The 17,129-nt window shown below is 70.7% G+C and carries 16 protein-coding genes; 11 read left to right on the forward strand and 5 right to left on the reverse strand.

Annotated elements, in window-relative coordinates; translation table 11 throughout:
• Both ACIN94_RS05700 and ACIN94_RS05705 read right to left on the reverse strand, forming a co-directional pair.
• Complete coding sequence (locus tag ACIN94_RS05700) at positions 1 to 2,400, reverse strand: helicase-associated domain-containing protein (protein ID WP_400700168.1); 2,400 nt, start codon at positions 2,398 to 2,400, stop codon at positions 1 to 3.
• 268 nt (positions 2,401 to 2,668) lie between these two features.
• Positions 2,669 to 3,184 (reverse strand): ATP-binding protein, encoded by a 516-nt coding sequence (locus ACIN94_RS05705; protein WP_400701635.1) that lies wholly within the window; start codon positions 3,182 to 3,184, stop codon positions 2,669 to 2,671.
• Between the two features lie 185 nt (positions 3,185 to 3,369).
• On the opposite strand from ACIN94_RS05705, the gene ACIN94_RS05710 reads away from it, so the two are divergent.
• Positions 3,370 to 4,230: a helix-turn-helix domain-containing protein gene (locus ACIN94_RS05710; RefSeq protein WP_400701638.1), complete on the forward strand. Its 861-nt coding sequence runs from the start codon at positions 3,370 to 3,372 to the stop codon at positions 4,228 to 4,230.
• Positions 4,231 to 4,467 carry a DUF397 domain-containing protein gene (locus ACIN94_RS05715; protein ID WP_400700170.1) on the forward strand — a complete coding sequence of 79 codons (237 nt, stop codon included), beginning with the start codon at positions 4,231 to 4,233 and terminating at the stop codon, positions 4,465 to 4,467. It begins immediately after the preceding gene.
• A 277-nt stretch (positions 4,468 to 4,744) separates the two neighbouring features.
• Here ACIN94_RS05715 and ACIN94_RS05720 read toward each other — a convergent pair whose 3' ends face one another.
• Positions 4,745 to 5,326: a histidine phosphatase family protein gene (locus ACIN94_RS05720; RefSeq protein WP_400700172.1), complete on the reverse strand. Its 582-nt coding sequence runs from the start codon at positions 5,324 to 5,326 to the stop codon at positions 4,745 to 4,747.
• Between the two features lie 160 nt (positions 5,327 to 5,486).
• Here ACIN94_RS05720 and ACIN94_RS05725 point away from each other — a divergent pair, with 160 nt between their 5' ends.
• The 9 genes from ACIN94_RS05725 (at position 5,487) to ACIN94_RS05765 (ending at position 15,241) form a co-directional block, all read left to right on the forward strand.
• The gene (locus ACIN94_RS05725) at positions 5,487 to 6,341 is read left to right on the forward strand and encodes a Gfo/Idh/MocA family protein (protein ID WP_400700174.1); all 855 of its coding nucleotides are present in this window, start codon (positions 5,487 to 5,489) and stop codon (positions 6,339 to 6,341) included.
• A 262-nt stretch (positions 6,342 to 6,603) separates the two neighbouring features.
• On the forward strand, positions 6,604 to 7,545 hold the full coding sequence (locus tag ACIN94_RS05730; protein WP_400700176.1) for a helical backbone metal receptor: 942 nt from the start codon (positions 6,604 to 6,606) through the stop codon (positions 7,543 to 7,545).
• A 306-nt stretch (positions 7,546 to 7,851) separates the two neighbouring features.
• Positions 7,852 to 8,817 (forward strand): FecCD family ABC transporter permease, encoded by a 966-nt coding sequence (locus tag ACIN94_RS05735; RefSeq protein WP_400701641.1) that lies wholly within the window; start codon positions 7,852 to 7,854, stop codon positions 8,815 to 8,817.
• 50 nt (positions 8,818 to 8,867) lie between these two features.
• A complete protein-coding gene (locus ACIN94_RS05740; protein WP_400700178.1) occupies positions 8,868 to 9,641 on the forward strand; it encodes an ABC transporter ATP-binding protein in 774 nt (257 codons plus the stop codon).
• Positions 9,638 to 10,363 carry an adenosylcobinamide amidohydrolase gene (locus tag ACIN94_RS05745; protein WP_400700180.1) on the forward strand — a complete coding sequence of 242 codons (726 nt, stop codon included), beginning with the start codon at positions 9,638 to 9,640 and terminating at the stop codon, positions 10,361 to 10,363. The genes ACIN94_RS05740 and ACIN94_RS05745 overlap by 4 nt, the downstream gene beginning before the upstream one ends.
• Positions 10,364 to 10,401: 38 nt before the next feature.
• The gene (locus tag ACIN94_RS05750; protein WP_400700182.1) at positions 10,402 to 10,986 is read left to right on the forward strand and encodes a Uma2 family endonuclease; all 585 of its coding nucleotides are present in this window, start codon (positions 10,402 to 10,404) and stop codon (positions 10,984 to 10,986) included.
• Between the two features lie 196 nt (positions 10,987 to 11,182).
• Complete coding sequence (locus ACIN94_RS05755) at positions 11,183 to 12,814, forward strand: trypsin-like peptidase domain-containing protein (RefSeq protein WP_400700184.1); 1,632 nt, start codon at positions 11,183 to 11,185, stop codon at positions 12,812 to 12,814.
• A gap of 5 nt (positions 12,815 to 12,819) precedes the next feature.
• A complete protein-coding gene (locus ACIN94_RS05760; protein WP_400700186.1) occupies positions 12,820 to 14,346 on the forward strand; it encodes a serine/threonine protein kinase in 1,527 nt (508 codons plus the stop codon).
• Positions 14,347 to 14,572: 226 nt separating this feature from the next.
• Entirely contained in the window at positions 14,573 to 15,241 is a 669-nt protein-coding gene (locus tag ACIN94_RS05765; RefSeq protein ID WP_400700188.1) for a response regulator, read from the forward strand.
• Here ACIN94_RS05765 and ACIN94_RS05770 read toward each other — a convergent pair.
• Both ACIN94_RS05770 and ACIN94_RS05775 read right to left on the reverse strand, forming a co-directional pair.
• The gene (locus tag ACIN94_RS05770; RefSeq protein WP_400700190.1) at positions 15,210 to 15,851 is read right to left on the reverse strand and encodes a TetR/AcrR family transcriptional regulator; all 642 of its coding nucleotides are present in this window, start codon (positions 15,849 to 15,851) and stop codon (positions 15,210 to 15,212) included. The two genes, ACIN94_RS05765 and ACIN94_RS05770, sit on opposite strands and share 32 nt — an antisense overlap.
• Positions 15,852 to 15,938: 87 nt before the next feature.
• The gene (locus ACIN94_RS05775) at positions 15,939 to 16,784 is read right to left on the reverse strand and encodes a class I SAM-dependent methyltransferase (protein WP_400700192.1); all 846 of its coding nucleotides are present in this window, start codon (positions 16,782 to 16,784) and stop codon (positions 15,939 to 15,941) included.
• Between the last annotated feature and the right edge of the window lie 345 nt (positions 16,785 to 17,129).

Genomic DNA, 17,129 nt, shown 5'->3' on the forward strand with positions numbered 1-17,129 from the left:
TCAGACGTAGGTACCGCGGACCTCGACGATGTCGGCCAGCGGGAACTCCAGATAGTCTCCCGCCTCCTCGCACCACGCGTCGAGCACGCCGCTGCGCAGCTCGCCGTGGCTGATGGTGGCGGTCAGGCCGTCGGTCAGCGTGATCGCCGCCCGTACTCCCCGGTCCACCACGAAGCCGAGCAGTGACTGCTGGGCGGTCGGCAGCCGGGAGGCCATGCGGCCGATGACCGCCCACGTCCTGCCCTGCTGCTGGGTGGCGTCGCCCTCGGCGGCGAGTAGCCGCCGGGCGTGCTCGTGCGGGTCGGGAGACGGCTCCAGCAGCGGGTACGGCGGCTGTTCCAGCTCGGCCACCCGGCCGCCGGGCAGCAGGATCAGCCGCCCGTTCCGCGGCTCCTCGATCCGGGCACGGCGGATGGTGATCTCCCCGGTGTCATCGATCGGCACCGGGGCGTAGCCGTTCTCCCGGAGCGCGGCGAGGGTCTTGCCGGCGGGCATCGCGCTGGCCAGCACGGTCGGCGCGAGCAGCCGCAGGCCCAGCCGGCCCAGCCGCCGGTGCCCGGCGATCTCGGCCAGCAGCACCGGATCGGAGGCCTGCACGATGCAGGCGACCGTGGTCACGGTGACCTCGCCGTGCCGCCTGGCCACGTCGCGCACCAGATAGTCGAGGGGCTGCGGCACCGCGCCCACCTCGGCGAGGTCGGCCAGGAGGGTGTCGACGTCGTAGCCGGAGTCCATCGCCCGGCGCACGCTCGCCGGGGTGAACCGCCATACCGAGGCCGCGCCGCGTGACTCACGTTCGGCGGTCCGGTCCAGCAGCTCGGCCAGTTCGGTGGAGGGCGGCCCGGTCACCACGGCGGTGAGGTCGGCGCCGAACAGGGCGCTCCGCCGTACGCTGGCCAGCGCGCGGGTGGAACTCTCCACCAGCACCGGGTCGTGCTCCACGGCCGGGGTGGAGTCGTCGTTCTCGTCACCCGCCGAGGCGTCCAGGGCGGCCAGCGCGCGGCCCAGGTCGGTGATCGTGTCACAGGCGACGAGCCCGAGCATCCGGGCCTCCTCCAGTACGGCGGGGGCGCACTCGGCCAGGAGCGACTGCTCCAGCAGCGGTGCGTGCCAGTGCGCGGACCCGGCCAGCCCGGCCCGGTCGGTGCACGCCGTACTGGCGGGCAGGCGTGCCAGCACGCCGAGCACCGCCCGCCGGGCCCGGCCGACCGCGGCTCCGGCGGGGTCGTCGCCGAGCACCGTGCCGTATTTGCCGCCGATCCTGCGGAGCGACGAGCGCTCCATCCGCCACCACGCCGCCAGCAGCACCCGTAGTCTGGCGGCCGCGTCGTCCAGCCGCCAGCGGTCGAACTTCTCGGTGGGCACCAGCCCACCGGCCGACTCGTCCCAGGCCAGCAGCCGGGCCACCGCGCAGGTCTCCAGCAGGAGCCGGGTCTCGTCCTCGTCGCAGCCGGTGTCCTTGGCCAGCCGGCGGACCTCGCGCACGCCGACCCCGCCCGCCTTCAGCAGTGGCAGCGGGACCTTCGCGGTGTTCTCCAGCATCGCGGCGCAGCGTTCGACCACGTGCGGGGCGGCCAGTGTCATCAGGTGGTCCACGGTTTCGGGATCCACCGGAACGGTTGCGAGGTCGGGCGGGCGGGGGGTGAACGGCGGGTGGTAGTCGGGGCCGCGTAGCGCGAGCGCCACCTCCCGGGGCATCTCGGCCACGTTCCAGCCAGGCCGGAAGAGCAGCCCGTGATCGGCCACCCACTTCTCCGGTGTGCCGGGCATGACGAACCGGCCACCGTCGACGTCGCGGATCGGGCCGTCCCAGGCGAACTCCTCCAGCAGCCGCCCCGTGCCCTCCGGAGCCCGCTCGACCATGGCACTCACCCGGCTGGGATCGGAGAGCACCTCGGCGACCCTGGTGACCGTGCGCCTCCTGGGGCCGGGAGGCAGGCCCAGCGCCCTGGCGAGCGCGCGGAGGGCGTCGGCGCTGACCGTCCAGGAGTTCAGGTAGTGGGAGAGTGGCTCACCGAGCCCGCAGGGGGCCGTCCACCACCGGGAGACCCCGTCGGCGACGCGGATCCGCCCCTCGTCGTCCGGCCAGGCCAGGGCGTGGTCGAGCAGCCGGTCGACCCAGGGGGCCAGCTCGGCCTCCGGCACGCCCATGAAACGGGACAGCGCCTCCAGGTCGACCCGGTCGTCACCCAGGGCCAGTGAGGCCTGCGCGATCTCCAGGCACGGGAGTGGGAGCCCGCGCATGACGGCCATCACCGCGAACCCGTTGCCCAGCCGCTGCGCCAGGGTGTCCAGGCGGCGCGGCCACGGTGGGGCGATGGCGTCCGGCCGGTTCGCCAGCACTCGGGTGAGCCGTTCTTCGTCGAGGGTTTTCAACCAGCCGAGCAGGTGATCGTCCATCTCGCAGCTCTCTCAGGAATCTCGCGCGGGGACTCTCCGTGAGCCATAGGAATCCACGGTAATGCAGAGGGCATCCCCGACGGCATGTACCGCGCAGAATGCAACGCGTTCCGGAGGTGTTCTCTCGCATTCTTGACCGGTCCCGGGACCGCCGGCGGGGGGGACGCGGCGGTCCCGGAACCGATCGGCGCCAGGCGAGGGAGGAGACGGCGCCTTTCGGGAGGGTCTGGTGATGTCCGGAAAAGCCCTGAGGACCTTCCCGCAGGCCCTATCGGAGGATGGCCCAGACGATCTTGCCGTAGGGAGCCAGCGGCGCCCAGCCCCAGCGGAGGCTGAGCGACTCGACGATGTGCAGGCCGAGGCCGCCGATGTCCAGCGGTGACGGGTCGCGGAGCGTGGGGAGGCCGGCCCCGGGATCGTTGAGCGCGCAGGCGACGAGGCCGTCCCGGCGGAGCAGGGAGAGCCTGATCGGTTCCTTGGCCCGTGATTCGGCCAGCCTCAGGCCGTGTCTGAAGGCATTGGTGGCCAGCTCCGAGACGACCAGCTCCATGTTCTCGCTCAGCTCGGTGAGCCTCCAGCCGGCGAGGGTGCCCGTCGTGAAACTGCGGGCGGAATGGACGGACTCGGCCTGTGGGGGGAGCACGAAGGTGGCACTGGCCATGGCGGGGGAGCCGGACAGGAGGTCACGGGCCGTGTCTGGCCACCAGCCGACTGGGGGCCACCAGTCGAGCGCTGTCCAGGACGTTCGAGGGGGCGCGGTTTGGGCGGACTGCACATCGATCATCATGGTGCAAACTCATGTGCAGGTGCAAGAGCGAATGCACGTGCATAAGGGGTGTGCAACCGCTACGGTTACCCCAGATTCGGCAACCCGGAGGGAAAGGGGACCTTGTCCGCGGCTAAGGAATCTTGGGCCGCAAAGTGACAGACTGTCGGTGAGGGAAGCGAGCAAGGAGCACACACGTGTCCATGGACCCGCCCGGTACCGGTTCCACCGTTCGGCGCATCATGCTCGGCGCGAGCCTGCGTCGCCTGCGTGAGGAGAAGGGGCTCACCCGGGAGGTGGCCGGATTTCACATCCGCGCCTCGGAGTCCAAGATCAGCCGAATGGAACTCGGTCGTGTGGGTTTCAAGACACGGGACGTGGAAGACCTGCTCACCCTGTACGGCGTGCTCGACGACGCCGAACGACGTGGCCTGCTGGAGATGGTCCGCCAGGCGAACACCCCCGGCTGGTGGCACAAGTTCGGCGACCTGTTGCCGAACTGGTTCACCACCTATGTGGGACTGGAGGAGGCCGCGGACGTGATCCGCACCTATGAGGTGCAGTTCGTCCCCGGTCTGCTGCAGACGTCCGCCTACGCGCGCACGGTGATGCGGTTGGGTTACCCGGACGCGCCGGAGGTGGAGATCGAGCGCCGTGTGCATATGCGCATGCAGCGACAGGATCGCCTGACCAGAAGGAACGGTCCGCGTCTATGGGCGGTCATCGACGAGGCAGCCCTGAAGCGGCCCATCGGAGGCAAGGAGATCATGCGTGAACAGCTCCAGCACCTGCGGGAAGTGGCCACGTTGCCCAACATCACCATCCAGGTGATGCCTTTCCGGTTCGGTATGCACGCGGCCGAGGGTGGCGCGTTCAGTATCTTGCGGTTTCCTGAGTCCGACCTGTCGGACGTCGTTTATGTCGAGCAGCTCTGGGGTGCCCTCTACCTGGACAAGCGTGAGGATATCGATCCATACCTCACAGCCATGGAGCAGTTGTGCGTGGAAAGCACCACGCCTGGGGGCACCGCCGAGATCCTCGGCGACCTTCTCAGAGAGATTTAAATGGAGCAGACTTACAACGGCATGCCCGCCACGGACCTGGCTGGAGCCAGCTGGCGCAAGAGCCGTTACAGCAATTCACAGGGGAACTGCGTCGAGCTCGCCGAGCTGTCAGACGGCAGTATCGCAGTCCGGAACTCCCGTTTCCCCGAGGGTCCGGCCCTGATCTACACCCGCGACGAAATCCGCGCGCTGGTGCTCGGGGTGAAAGACGGCGAGTTTGACAGCCTGACGGTGTAACACTGTTTTTACGTCCGGCACATCTTTCAACCCGGGTGCGCCGAGGATGTAACCCGAGAAGTAGGCGGGTCAGGAAGAGTCTGAGTTCCCCGAGGGACAGGAAAGCGGAGAAATCGGGGACCAGACCATGCTTGACCAGACGACCTTGTATCCCGTGGCCGACGACATGCTGTCCGCGCCCGAGGTGGCCCGGGGGCGGCTCCCACAGTGAGAGCGGCAGTTGACGACCGGCGCCGGGTGCGGTCACCGACCGTACCCGGCACTCCGCGTGTCCCGGTCAGACGGGAGCGTTCCAGCTGAGGACGACAGGCTCGCCGTGCTCGGAGCCGAGCCGGGAGTAGGTACCGGTGTCCAGGCGGAAGAACCGGCCGTCCTGCGGGGACAGCCCGAGCCAGCGGGCGCACAGCACCCGCAGGAAGTGCCCGTGGGCGACCAGCACCACGTCGCCGTCGACCGCGCGGGCCCGGCCGATCACCCGGTCGGCGCGGGCGCCGACCTTCTCCGCGCTCTCGCCGGGGTGCTCGGCGTCGCCGGGGATGACTCCGTCGCGCCACAGGTACCAGCCGGGACGGGTCCGGCGGATGTCCGGGGTGGTGATGCCCTCGTAACCGCCGTAGTCCCACTCCCACAGGTCGGGATCGGTGTCGTAGGCCGTGAGCCCGGCGAGTTCGGCCGTCCGGTGGGCACGGAGCGCGGGGCTGACAAGAGCCAGGGCGAAGGTCCGGCCCCTGACCAGCGGGGCGAGCGCCCGCGCCTGATTCTCGCCCTTCCCCGTGAGTGACAGGTCGGTGCGCCCGGTATGGCGGCCGTCCCTGCTCCACTCGGTCTCGCCGTGCCTCAGCAGAATCATCTCGTTCATGGTGGAACCCATCATGCCGGTACGGTCTGCGGTGACCGGTCAGCGCCTCGCGCGCTCCGGTGACCGGGAAGTTAACCGGGAGTGAAGATGTCCAGGCCGCCGTCCATCATGTCGGAGGCACTGCCGTGGTCAGGGCACGGGAGCGTGAGAAGCTGAGCCAGTGACGATATCTGTGGGTTTGGTGGGCGCGGGACCCTGGGCGGAGAGGGTGCACGCGCCGATGCTGGCCGCCGGCCCGGACACGCGACTGGTGGGAGTGTGGGCGCGGCGACCCGAGTCGGCCGCGAGGTTCGGCGTCCCGGTCTTCGAGCGCGTCGAGGAGCTGTTCGACAACTGCGAGGCGGTCGCGTTCTCGGTGCCGCCCGCCGTACAGGCCGAGATCGGCGTGCTCGCGGCCAAGGCGGGCAAGGCGCTGCTGCTGGAGAAGCCGCTCGCCGCCGACCTGGCCGGGGCCCGGCGGCTGGCCGAGGCGGTCGGCGAGGCCGGCGTGGCCTCACAGATGGTCCTCACCTGGCGTTATTCGGCCGCCACCCGATCCTTCCTGGCCCGGGTCTCGGCCCTCGAACCATTCGGGGGATACGCGGCCAACATCTCCGGGGCCCTGCTCGGCGGCGACTTCGCCAGCCCATGGCGGCTGGAGCGCGGCGCGATCCTCGACGTCGGCCCGCACATGATCGACATGCTGGACGCCGCGCTCGGCCGCGTCACCGGGGTCCGCGCCCACGGCAACACGCTGGGCTGGGCCGGGCTGCTGCTGGAGCACGAGACCGGGGCGGTGAGCGAGGCCTCGCTCTGCATGAGCGTGCCGGGCGCGACACCGCCCTCCAGGGTGGAGGTCTACGGCCGGCTGGGCCGGCAGGCCATCGAGGGGGACCAGCTCGGCTCCGACGTCTTCGCCGTCATGCTCTCCGAGTTCGCCGAGACCGTGCGCCGGGGCGGGGGGCATCCCCTCGACGCCGCGCACGGCCTGCGCCTCCAGGAGATCATCTCCGCTGCGGAGCAGCAGCTGGGGTAGGGGACAGTGCTGCCGGTCTCCGGGGCGGAAAGGGCGGAACGGCAGCCCGCGGCGCCGGAGTGCCCGGCACACTTGGTAACGTTTGTCCCACGCGCAGCGCATAGCGAAGTCCGGTGTGAGTCCGGCGCTGTCCCGCAACTGTCATGGTCCTCACGGATCGAGCCAGGTCGCCTTCCGCTGCGTCGACGCCGTCAACCCTCGTGGAAAAGGGTGATCCGTCCCTCTGCGGGTCTCTCGGTTCCGGTAACTGAAAGGACCTCGCTTGAGGCCCGTACGTACCGCCTTCGCCGCCGCGCTCCTCGGGATGCTGACTCTGGCCGGATGTGGCCAGAGCACCGCCCCCGCCACCCCGGACGCGGCCACCACGTCTCCCGCCCCGGCGGGCTTCCCCGTCACCGTCGAGGCGGCCAACGGCTCGATCGCCATCGCCAAGAAGCCCGAGCGGATCATCTCGCTGTCGCCCACCGCCACCGAGACCCTGTTCGCCATCGGAGCCGGACCCCTGGTCGTCGCGGTGGACGACCAGTCGAACTACCCGGCCGAGGCACCGAAGAGTGACCTGTCGGGGTTCAAGCCGAACGCGGAGGCGATCATCGCCCAGAAACCCGACCTGGTGGTGCTCTCCAACGACATCGACGACATCGTGGCCAAGTTGACCAAGGTCAACGTCCCCGTGCTGCTGGAGCCCGCGGCAACCCAGCTTGACGAGGCCTATGACCAGATCACCGACCTCGGCGCGGCCACCGGTACCGGGGCCAAGGCCGACGAGGTCGTGACCGGGATGAAGAAGCAGATCGACGAGCTCGTGTCGGCCGCACCCAAGGACAAGAAGCTCACCTTCTACCACGAGCTGGACACCACGCCCTACTCGGTCACGTCCACCACCTTCCTCGGCCAGATCTACGGCCTGTTCGGGCTGACCAACATCGCGGACAAGGCCCCCGAAGCGGCCGGCGGTTACCCCAAGCTCTCCGCCGAGTTCGTCGCCCAGGCCGACCCGGACCTCGTCTTCCTGGCCGACACCAAGTGCTGCGCCCAGTCCAAGGACACCCTCGCCAAGCGCCCCGGCTGGTCCAAGCTCTCCGCCATCAAGAACGACAAGGTCATCGCCCTGGACGACGACATCGCCTCCCGCTGGGGACCGCGTGTCCTGGACCTCGCCCAGCAGGTCGGCGACGCCGTCCAGCAGGCCGCGACCGACTAAGTGGCCGACCTCCCCCACCTCTCCGGCACCGCCAAGGCAGCCGGCCCCCCCATCGGGACCCCCTCCCCGGGCTCCGATGGGGGCAGGGGCGTCCCAGCGCGGATCTTCTCCCCGGCCGCCGACGGGGACGAGGGTGTCCCCGCCTTCCCAAGCCCCGACGGGGACGAGGACGTCCCCGCGCGGACCGTCTCTCCGGGCTCCGGTACGGCGGGGCGTGACGCGGGGACGGCCGGTGTCCCGCCACGGCGGGCGACCGGACTCCGCCCGCGGGCGTCGCTGACAGCGTCGGCCCTCCTGCTGGCCGCCATGCTCGCCGGCCTGCTGGTCGGCGCGGCGGACATCGCGCCGGAGAAGGTGGCGCTGCAACTGCTCGACTGGCTGCCGTTCGTCTCGGCAGACTCCGGGCTGGCGCCGATCGAGCAGGGCCTGCTGCTGGAGCTCCGGCTGCCCAGAGTCCTGCTCGCCGCGATCGTCGGCGGCCTGCTGGCCGCCGCGGGCGCCGGCTACCAGGGCGTGTTCCGCAACCCGCTGGCCGACCCCTACCTGCTCGGGGCCGCCGCGGGTGCCGGGCTCACGACCACGGCGGCGATCGTGTTCATGAAGGGCGACGACAACGCCCTCCTCATCCCGGTCGCCGCGTTCGCCGGGGCCATCGGCGGCGTCCTGCTCGCCTACGCGCTGGGCAACGTCGCCGGCCGGGGCGGCGGCACCGCCACGCTGGTCCTCGCCGGGGTGGCGGTCTCGTCCTTCCTCACCGCCGTCCAGACCTTCCTGCAGCAGCTCAAGGTGGAGGAGCTCCGGCGCATCTACGCCTGGATCCTCGGCGACGTCGGCGGCGGCTGGGACCAGGTCAAGCTGGTCGCGCCGTACGCCGTGATCTCGGTGGTGATCCTGCTGCTCCACGGCAGACTGCTCGACGTGCTCTCGGTCGGCGACGACGAGGCGGTCAGCCTCGGCCTGAACGTCGCCCGCGTCAGGCTGGCCGTGCTGCTCGCCGCCTCCCTGGCCACCGCGGCGGCCGTCGCGGTCAGCGGGCTGATCGGCTTCGTCGGCATCGTCGTCCCGCACGTGGTCCGCCGCCTGGCCGGAGGGTCGTACCGGATCGTGCTCCCGCTCTCGCTGATCGGCGGCGCCGCCTTCCTGGTCCTCGCCGACCTGATCGCCCGGACCGTGCTGGCCCCGGCCGAACTGCCCATCGGCGTCGTCACCGCCTTCTTCGGCGCGCCGTTCTTCGTCGCCGTGCTGCGCATGACCCGGCGGGTGGAGACATGAGCGGACCGGCCGGCGGGGCGAGCCCCGGGAACCCAGAGCGGGGAGACCGGGTGAGCCACCTCAGGGTGCGGGACCTCACCGTCGCCCTGGAGACGCGGACCGTGCTGTCAGGCGTCGACTTCCAGGTGCGCGGCGGTGACTGGCTGGCGATCATCGGGGCCAACGGCGCAGGCAAGTCCACGCTGCTCAGGGCGGTCGCCGGGGTGCTGCCGTGCTCCGGCGAGGTGCTCATCGACGGCACCCCCGCCCGCAGGCTCAGGCCCAGGGACCGGGCCCGGCTGCTCGCCTACGCCCCGCAGGCCCCGGCGCTCCCCGTCGACATGACCGTGTTCGACTACGCCCTGCTGGGCCGCACGCCGTACATCTCCTATCTGGGCAGGGAGAGCCGCCATGACCGCGAGGTGACCGCGTCGGTGCTGGACCGGCTCGACCTGGCGTCGTTCGCCTCCCGCACGCTCGGCCACCTCTCCGGAGGCGAGCGCCAGCGCGTCGTGCTCGCCAGGGCGCTGGTCCAGCAGGCTCCCGTGCTCCTGCTCGACGAGCCCACCACCGCCCTGGACCTGGGGCACCAGCAGCAGGTCCTGGAACTCCTCGACCGGCTCCGCCTGGCCGACGGGCTGACCGTGGTCACGACCCTGCACGACCTGAGCCTCGCCGGCCAGTACGCCGACTCGATGATGCTGATCGCCGGAGGCCGGGTGGCGGCTTCGGGCGCCCCGGCCGAGGTGCTCACGGAGAGACTGATCGGTGAGCACTTCGACGCCCGCGTCCGCGTCGGGACCGGCTCCGGAGGCAGGCCCGAGGTCCATCTGGAACGCCCATGAGGCCGGGGCTCGCCGGCCCGGCCGACACCCGAGTGGAGTCCCCCGTGAAGCTGAGTCACCGTCAGGAGGACGGGGCCCGGCTGGCCTCGCTGCTGTGGGAGTTCGGCCCCGGCCGGCGGGCGATCTCCTCGGCGATGGTCGGCGGCGGCATCGGCCCGGCGGAGTGGGTGCTCAACGCCCAGGTGGCCGGCGGCTACTCGCGGATGGACCCGGTGGACCACCTGCTGGAGATGGCCCCGCCCGGTCCCGGGGTCGGCATGCTGACCGCGGCCTCGGTCGACCGGTTCACCCGGGCGGCAGACGGGGGAGTGGAGGCGGTGGCGACCGTCGGCCTGCGCGTCCCCACCTGGGCCGCGGCCCCCGACGGCGTCGCCGACCCCGAGCTCGCGCCGATGTACCTGCCCGGGACGATCAACATCGTCGTCGTCGTGCCGGTCGCGATGACCGACGCCGCCCTGGTCAACGCGGTCATGACGGTGACCGAGGCCAAGGCCCAGGCGTTACTGGAGGCCGGTTTCCCGTGCACGGGCACGGCCTCCGACGCGGTCTGCGTGGCCGTGCCCGACGACGGCCCCGAGGAACTCTTCGGCGGTCCCCGGTCGGTCTGGGGTGCCCGCATCGCCCGCGCCGTCCACGCCGCCGTACGCAGAGGCGCCCGTGACTGGGGAAATCGTGATGTATCGACTACCCTGAGTCAGGGAATTGCGGGAAGTAGCATGTGAGCGAGGGCCAGACTCCCGATACTGAGCAGGTGACCGCGATGGCGACGACGGAGCCGACGACCAGGCGGACGGTTCTCCAAGGGGAGCCGCCGTTCACCGTCGACGACCTGCTCACGTTCCCCGACGACGGGAACCGTTATGAGCTCTTCAACGGGAGCCTGCTGGTGAGTCCCTCTCCTACCCCCCTGCACCAACGTGCGATCGCCCGTCTTCTGAGAATTCTCGAAGACGCCGCGCCGCCGGAGTTCGAACCGCTGCCGGAGGCGAATCTCCGGGTGGGGCCCCGTGACTTCTTCATTCCCGATCTTGTCGTGGTGCGGGCGGAGGTCGTGGAGGACACGGAGTTGATGTTCGCGCCGGACGATATCCTGCTGGCCGTCGAATTAGTCAGCCCGACCAGTCAGATGCGCGACAGGCACATGAAGAGGTCGGCCTACGCGGCGGCGGGCATTCCGCTGTACTGGCGGATCGAGCTCGGCGACGGTCCCTCCCTCCATGTCCACGAGCTCGCCGGTGACGACTACAAGCCCGCGGCCAAGCACCCTGCGGGGCAGGTGGCGACGCTGTTCGCGCCGTTCGAGGTCTCCTTCGATCCCGCCGCGCTACTGCGCCCGCGCGGCTGACGGGGAGCCGTTGCCCGCATTCTCTGGACCGATCCGTCCTTTTCGTGCGTAAATTTCGTATTTGTGAATGCGGCGGTGCCGTCTGGCCGCCGGAGAATCGCAGGTTGTCTCTCCGGTAATCACTTGTCTGTCCATTGTTCTATTGACATCTGCACTACGGTTGCCACGCTGGTCCTTATCCCCCTTTGGAGTGGCGATGCGGCGATTCGGCTCTGCTCTGACGATCTTTGGCGGCCTCGTGCTGGCGGTCGCCGTGATGCCCCCCGCCATGGCGCACGAGCATCCCAGCGGGATCACCGATCTGGTGACCCCCGCCGTCGTCCGGATCGAGGCGAAGGCGCACGTCGACATCACCCTGCTGGACCACATCGGCGAGCTGGTCCACGTGGAGCGGAGCTACGAGGTGTCGATCGGCAGCGGCACCGGGACGGTGATCAACCCCGAGGGCGGCATCGTCACCCTCACCCGGGTGGTCAAGACCGACAGGAAAGTCGAGGTGTACGCCGCCAACAAGATCTTCGCCGAGCACTACAAGGTCAAGATCCCCGACGACTTCGAGCGGCACACGGTCAAGAACGACCTGCTCAACCATCACCTGCAGGAGTGCTACCCGCCCAAACAGCCCACGGCGACCTGCATCATCGACGTGACCACCGAGATCCACGTCTTCCCCAACATCTCCCCTCCCGACAAGGAAGGGTTCAAGGCCGAGATCGTCCGCGCCGACTCCCGGCCCGACGGCCCCGCGGTGCTGGTGCCCATCGGGCGCGCCGACGGCAGCGCGGGCCTGCCCACGGCGCCGCTCGCGGACACGGTGCCCGACAAGGACGGCTCGCCGGTGGCGGTCGCCGGGTTCACCGGACGGCCCGCCGCCAACCTGCCCGAGACCGTGGACATCGCGCACCTGCGCGCGGAAGTCGCCGGTGAGAACGGGCGGCAGTTCAAGGACCCCCAGGGCAAGGCCAACGAACCGGAGAAGCTCGGCGCCCTCGTCGACAGGGGGCTGCTCGGCGGCCCGGTGATCGAGGACAAGAAGGGCGAGGTCATTGGGCTGCTGACCGGCGGCGGCAAGGACGGCCGGATGATCGGCATTCAGGAGATCACCAGGGCGCTGGCCGAGGCGAAGGTCACGCCCAGGCGCGGCCCGATCGACGCGGCCTTCGAACAGGCGCTGACCCGATTCCACACCAAGTACTACGGCGACGCCGTACCCGCCTTCCAGCGGGTCCTGGACCTGTATCCCGGGCACACCGTGGCGGCGGCGCACCTGAAGACGTCCCAGCAGAAGCGCGGCACCGCCGAGGACGAGGGGGCCAGGAAGACGGACGCCGCCGCCGGTGCCACCGGGGGCGCCGGGCCGCCGCTGTGGACGTTCCTGGTAGCCGGCGGCGTGCTGGTGGTGGCCGTGGTGGCCGCCGCGCTGCTGCTCTGGAGGCGCAGGTCCTCGCCGGAGCCCGCGGGGGGGCCATCCATGAGCACCCGTCCCGGCGGCAGTCCCACCGAGGGCACCCGGCCGGGAGACACCCCCGTGCCGATCCCGGGCGTGGCGCCCACGCTGCGGCACACGCCGGCCGAGGAGGGGGCCGCCCCGACGGTCGTGGTCGGCCGGTCGTTCCCCGCCCTGCCCCGGACGTCCCCCACCTCGCCGGGACAGCCCCTGCTGGTCGCGCGAGATCCCGGCGCCAAGCCCGCGGATCCGCCCGCACAGGGGCATACCGGTGCCCGGCCCGCGGACCCGGCCGCCCAGAAGTACTGCACCGCCTGCGGGATGCGGCTGGGCCCCGCACACCGCTTCTGTGGTTTCTGCGGCCACCCCTCCGAGGGGTGACGGTCGTGAACGAGCGGGCCCTGATCGGGCAGGAGGTGGCCGGTTACCACGTCGAGGACATCATCGGTAAGGGCGGCATGGCCGTGGTCTACCTCGCGGTGGACCCCCGGCTCAACCGCAAGGTGGCGTTGAAGATCCTCAATCCGCTGCTGGGCGAGGACGACCGTTTCCGCCAGCGCTTCGTCCTGGAGTCGCGGACGGTCGCGAGCATGGACCACCCCAACATCATCCCGATCTACGAGGCCGACTCGGCGGCAGACGGAACGCTCTACATCGCGATGCGCTACGTCGACGGCCCCGACCTGCGCCGCCTCTTCTACGACCGGGGGCCGATGCCGATCAGCCAGGTCAACAGGATCTTCGCTCAGGTGGCCGCCGCGCTGGACACCGCGCACGCGCACGACCTGATCCACCGTGACGTCAAGCCCGCCAACATCCTGATCGCCGGTCACACCGAGGGCGACCACGCCTACCTCACCGACTTCGGCATCACCAAGCACCGCACCTCGATCTCCGGGCTGACCCAGACCGACCAGTTCATCGGCACCCCTCGCTACATGTCCCCCGAGCAGATCAACAAGGAGCGCATCGACGGCCGCTGCGACCAGTACGGCCTGGCCTGCGTGGTCTACGAGGCGCTGACCGGGCGGCTGCCGTTCCAGCGCGACAACGAGATCGCACTGCTCTGGGCCCACCTGGCCGAGGCGCCCACCCCGATCAGCACGCTCCGGCCCGAGCTCCCGCTGGAGGTCGACGGCGTCATGATGCGGGCGCTGGCCAAGTCGCCCGAGCAGCGTTACGACACCTGCACGCAGTTCATCGCCGAGCTCCGTGACGCGATCAGCGGCCAGCCCTACCAGCTCGCCCAGAACCCCCCGGCCGCACAGGCGGAGAAGAAGAGGAAGAAGGAGCCCAGGTCCGGCGGCAAGGGCATCCTCGTCGGCGCGGGAGTGGCGATCGCGGTGATCATCGCGTTGGTGGCGGTGCTCGCGATGGTCCTGCGGGGCGGCGACACCTGGGTGTCCTACGAGGGCTCGACCGCCGTGCCGATCGCCTTCGACCATCCCGGTGACTGGACCCTGCGCCCGCACGCGGACGTGTTCGTGGTGGCCTCGCCGAAGGTGGAAGAGTTCGACGCGCTGTTCGGCACACCGGTCACCGCTGACTGGGCGGCCGTCAACGAGATCATCAGGGACGCGCCGGAGAAGGCCACCGGTGTCTACGCGCAGACCCTGGCCACCCTCGATCCCCGTGGCGGCGCCCAGCAGCTCCAGGAGACCCTGCAGTCCTCGCTGCCCGGCGCGGTCAACGTCTACTCCGAGGTGGTCCAGGTGCGTGTGGGCGGCAAGCCCGCCGTACGGCTGGAGGGGTCGATCACGGACCCGCAGCGCGGGGGCCGGCTCGACTTCAGGGGATGGGCCGTGGAACGGCCGGGCGAGCCCGCTCTCATGATCTACTTCTGCGCGCCCAGCAGGTGTGACGACGCGCTCGCGAACCGGCTCGTGCGGAGCGTGTCGTTCCAGACGTCGTGACTTGCGGCCTACTTGCAACCGGCCTGCCCGGGGGGTCTGTCCTATAGGCAACGAGGGGTCGAAGGCTTACCCTCCCCGCATGACGGTTCCCTTCCTCCCCGCCCGGCGGCGTGTCCACGTCACCCCACCGGTGTCCGGTGAGGTGTCCGCGGACGGGCGGCTCGGATGAGCCGATGACAGGGCGACCCTGTGAACGGGCCGATCACCCGCTGGGCGAGGAGAAGAAGTGAGCATCCGCATCGTGATCGCCGACGACCAGGCGATGGTCCGTGCCGGGTTGAAGCTCGTCGTGGAGAGGGAGCCCGGCATGGAGGTGGTGGGGGAGGCGGCCGACGGGCTGGAAGCCGTCACCTTGGCCCGCCGTACCCGGCCGGACATCGTGCTGATGGACATCTCCATGCCGCGCATGGACGGTCTCGCCGCGGCCAGGCAACTGCTCGGCTGGCCGGACCCGCCGAAGGTCGTCATGCTCACCACCTTCGACACCGACGAGAACCTCTACGCCGCGCTCCGCGCCGGGATCAGCGGGTTCCTGCTCAAGGTGTCACCGCCCGAGCAGCTCGTGGAGGCCCTCCGCGTCGTCGTCGGCGGCGAGGCTCTGCTCGACCCGGCCGTCACCACCCGGGTCATCGCCTCCTTCGCCGGCCGTCACGACCCCGTGCCCTCGCCGCGGCTCGCCGACCTCACCCCGCGCGAGCTGGAGGTGTTGCGGTTCCTGGCCCGGGGCCTCACCAACGCCGAGATCGCGGGCGGGCTGTCCGTCGGCGAGGCCACGGTCAAGACCCATGTGGCGCGGGTGCTGATGAAGCTCCACCTGCGGGATCGGGCTCAGGCGGTGGTGTTCGCGTACGAGTCGGGCGTGGTCAGGCCCGGAGCGGGCCGATGCCGTTCATGACGGTGGTGACCAGGTCGTCGACGAAGCCGGACGGGACCTCCAGGGCGGCCGGGGCGGAACCGTGGAACAGGTAGGGCAGGACCAGTTCGTGGCAGGCGCCGATGATCATCGTCGCGGCGGCTTCGGCGTTGACCTCCGGGGCGAGGCGGCCGAGGTCCTTCTCGGTACGGAGGTATGCGGTCAGGTCCGCCTTCAGCCCGCGCCCCTTCCCGGCGGGGCTGGGCATGCCGGTCAGCAGGCTGAGGACCTCCGGCTGGGACAGCAGCCCCGCGAAGGCGGGCAGGATGGCGGTGTGCAGCGCCAGGCCGTAGGTGACGTAGGCGCGCAGGTTGTCCGCGACGGTGCCGCTACCCGCCTCTGCGGGCAGCTCGCCCAGCTCGCGCTCGACGGTTCTGACGTGGGCGTGCAGGGCGAGCGCGAGGAGTTCCTCCTTGCCCGCGAAGTGGTTGTAGAGCACCCCGTCGGCGACCTGGGCCTCCCGGGCGATGTCGCGCACGGTGAGCCCGGCGGTGCCACGCCGGGATATGAGGCGTTCGGCGGCGGCGACCAGGTGCTCGCGCAGACTCTGGCCGCCGCCGTCACGCAGGACGGCTGCTTTTCTCGGTGACATCACCTTGCATCGTAGGCGGTGGCCGGGAATCAGCGGCGGACGGTGGTGACCGGGCGGTCGGTCGGACGGATGGCGGTGACTGGGCGGTCAGGGACGGACGGCGGTGACCAGCAAGGCGGCGCCGCGCAGCCGTACGGCGTCGGGCTCCTCGTAGGGGCGCAGCGCCGCGGTGAGCGCGTCCCGCGCCCGGGTGGCGGCCGCCTGGTCCACCTGGTCGAGCAGGAAGCGCACGGGCCCCCATGCGCCGAGGAAATCCCCCGCGTCCTCGGCGTTGCGGCCCCATACCTGAGGGGCGTCGACGGCAGTCGAGGTCACCTTCTCGAATCCCGCGCCGGTGAGCACCTCCTGGATATGGGCCGGATCGGCCAGTGACTCCGGCCCGGGACCACCGGGCTCCGTGAAGACCAGCCGCTGCGGGAGGTGCTCGGCCATCGCCGCGAAGACGCCGCCCAGGTCGTGGTGGCTCATCTCCCGCATGGACAGGAAGGCCAGACGTCCCCCCGGCCGCAGCGCGCGGCCGATGTTGGCGAACGCGGCGACCGGATCGGCGAAGAACATGATCCCGAACCGGCTGACGGCCACGTCGAAGCCGGCGGCGGGGAAGGGATGGATCTGGGCGTCGCCCTGCTCGAAGGTCACGTTGGTGATCCCCTCGCCGGCCGCGGTGGCCCGCGCCCGCTGGAGCATCGGCGCCGACAGGTCGATCCCGGTGGCGTGTCCGAGCCGCGCCCGCCGGGCGGCCAGCCGCGTCACCTGTCCGTTGCCGCAGCCGACGTCCAGCAGCCGGTCCCGCTCGCCGACGACGGCGGCCTCCAGCAGGTAGTCGTTGAACCCGCTGTTCACGGCGTCGTAGCGGTCCTGGTGATCGGCCCAGTGGTTGCCCTCGTAGCCGTTCCACGCATCGGCCTGCTCGGTGTTGACGATGGAGTGCATCTGTTTCCTCCCGCACTCGTCCCCGGGCGCCGGACCATCTCGTCGGCCCCGGCGTCCATTCGATCTCTGTTATGAACGGCTGTTCATGAACGAGTATTCATAATGAGGCGACGGACCGAGGGGCGTCAACCCTGAGAGGTGTTGCGGACTCCCGCGCCCCGGCTACCGCGCTCGGTGACGGAGACGCGTGAACGTACGGGCGGCACGACGGGACGCCAGATGGGGAGTGGGCGGCCAGGGGCCTACATTGTGGGCATGGTCGCGATGGTCCCCTTCTTCTCCACTTCCTTCTCCACCGGTCCCGTGGCCAGTGCGCTGGACGGCGCCGACCCGTCCGTGGCACCG

The organism is Streptosporangium sp. NPDC087985, from assembly GCF_044741965.1.
Classification (GTDB): Bacteria; Actinomycetota; Actinomycetes; order Streptosporangiales; family Streptosporangiaceae; genus Streptosporangium.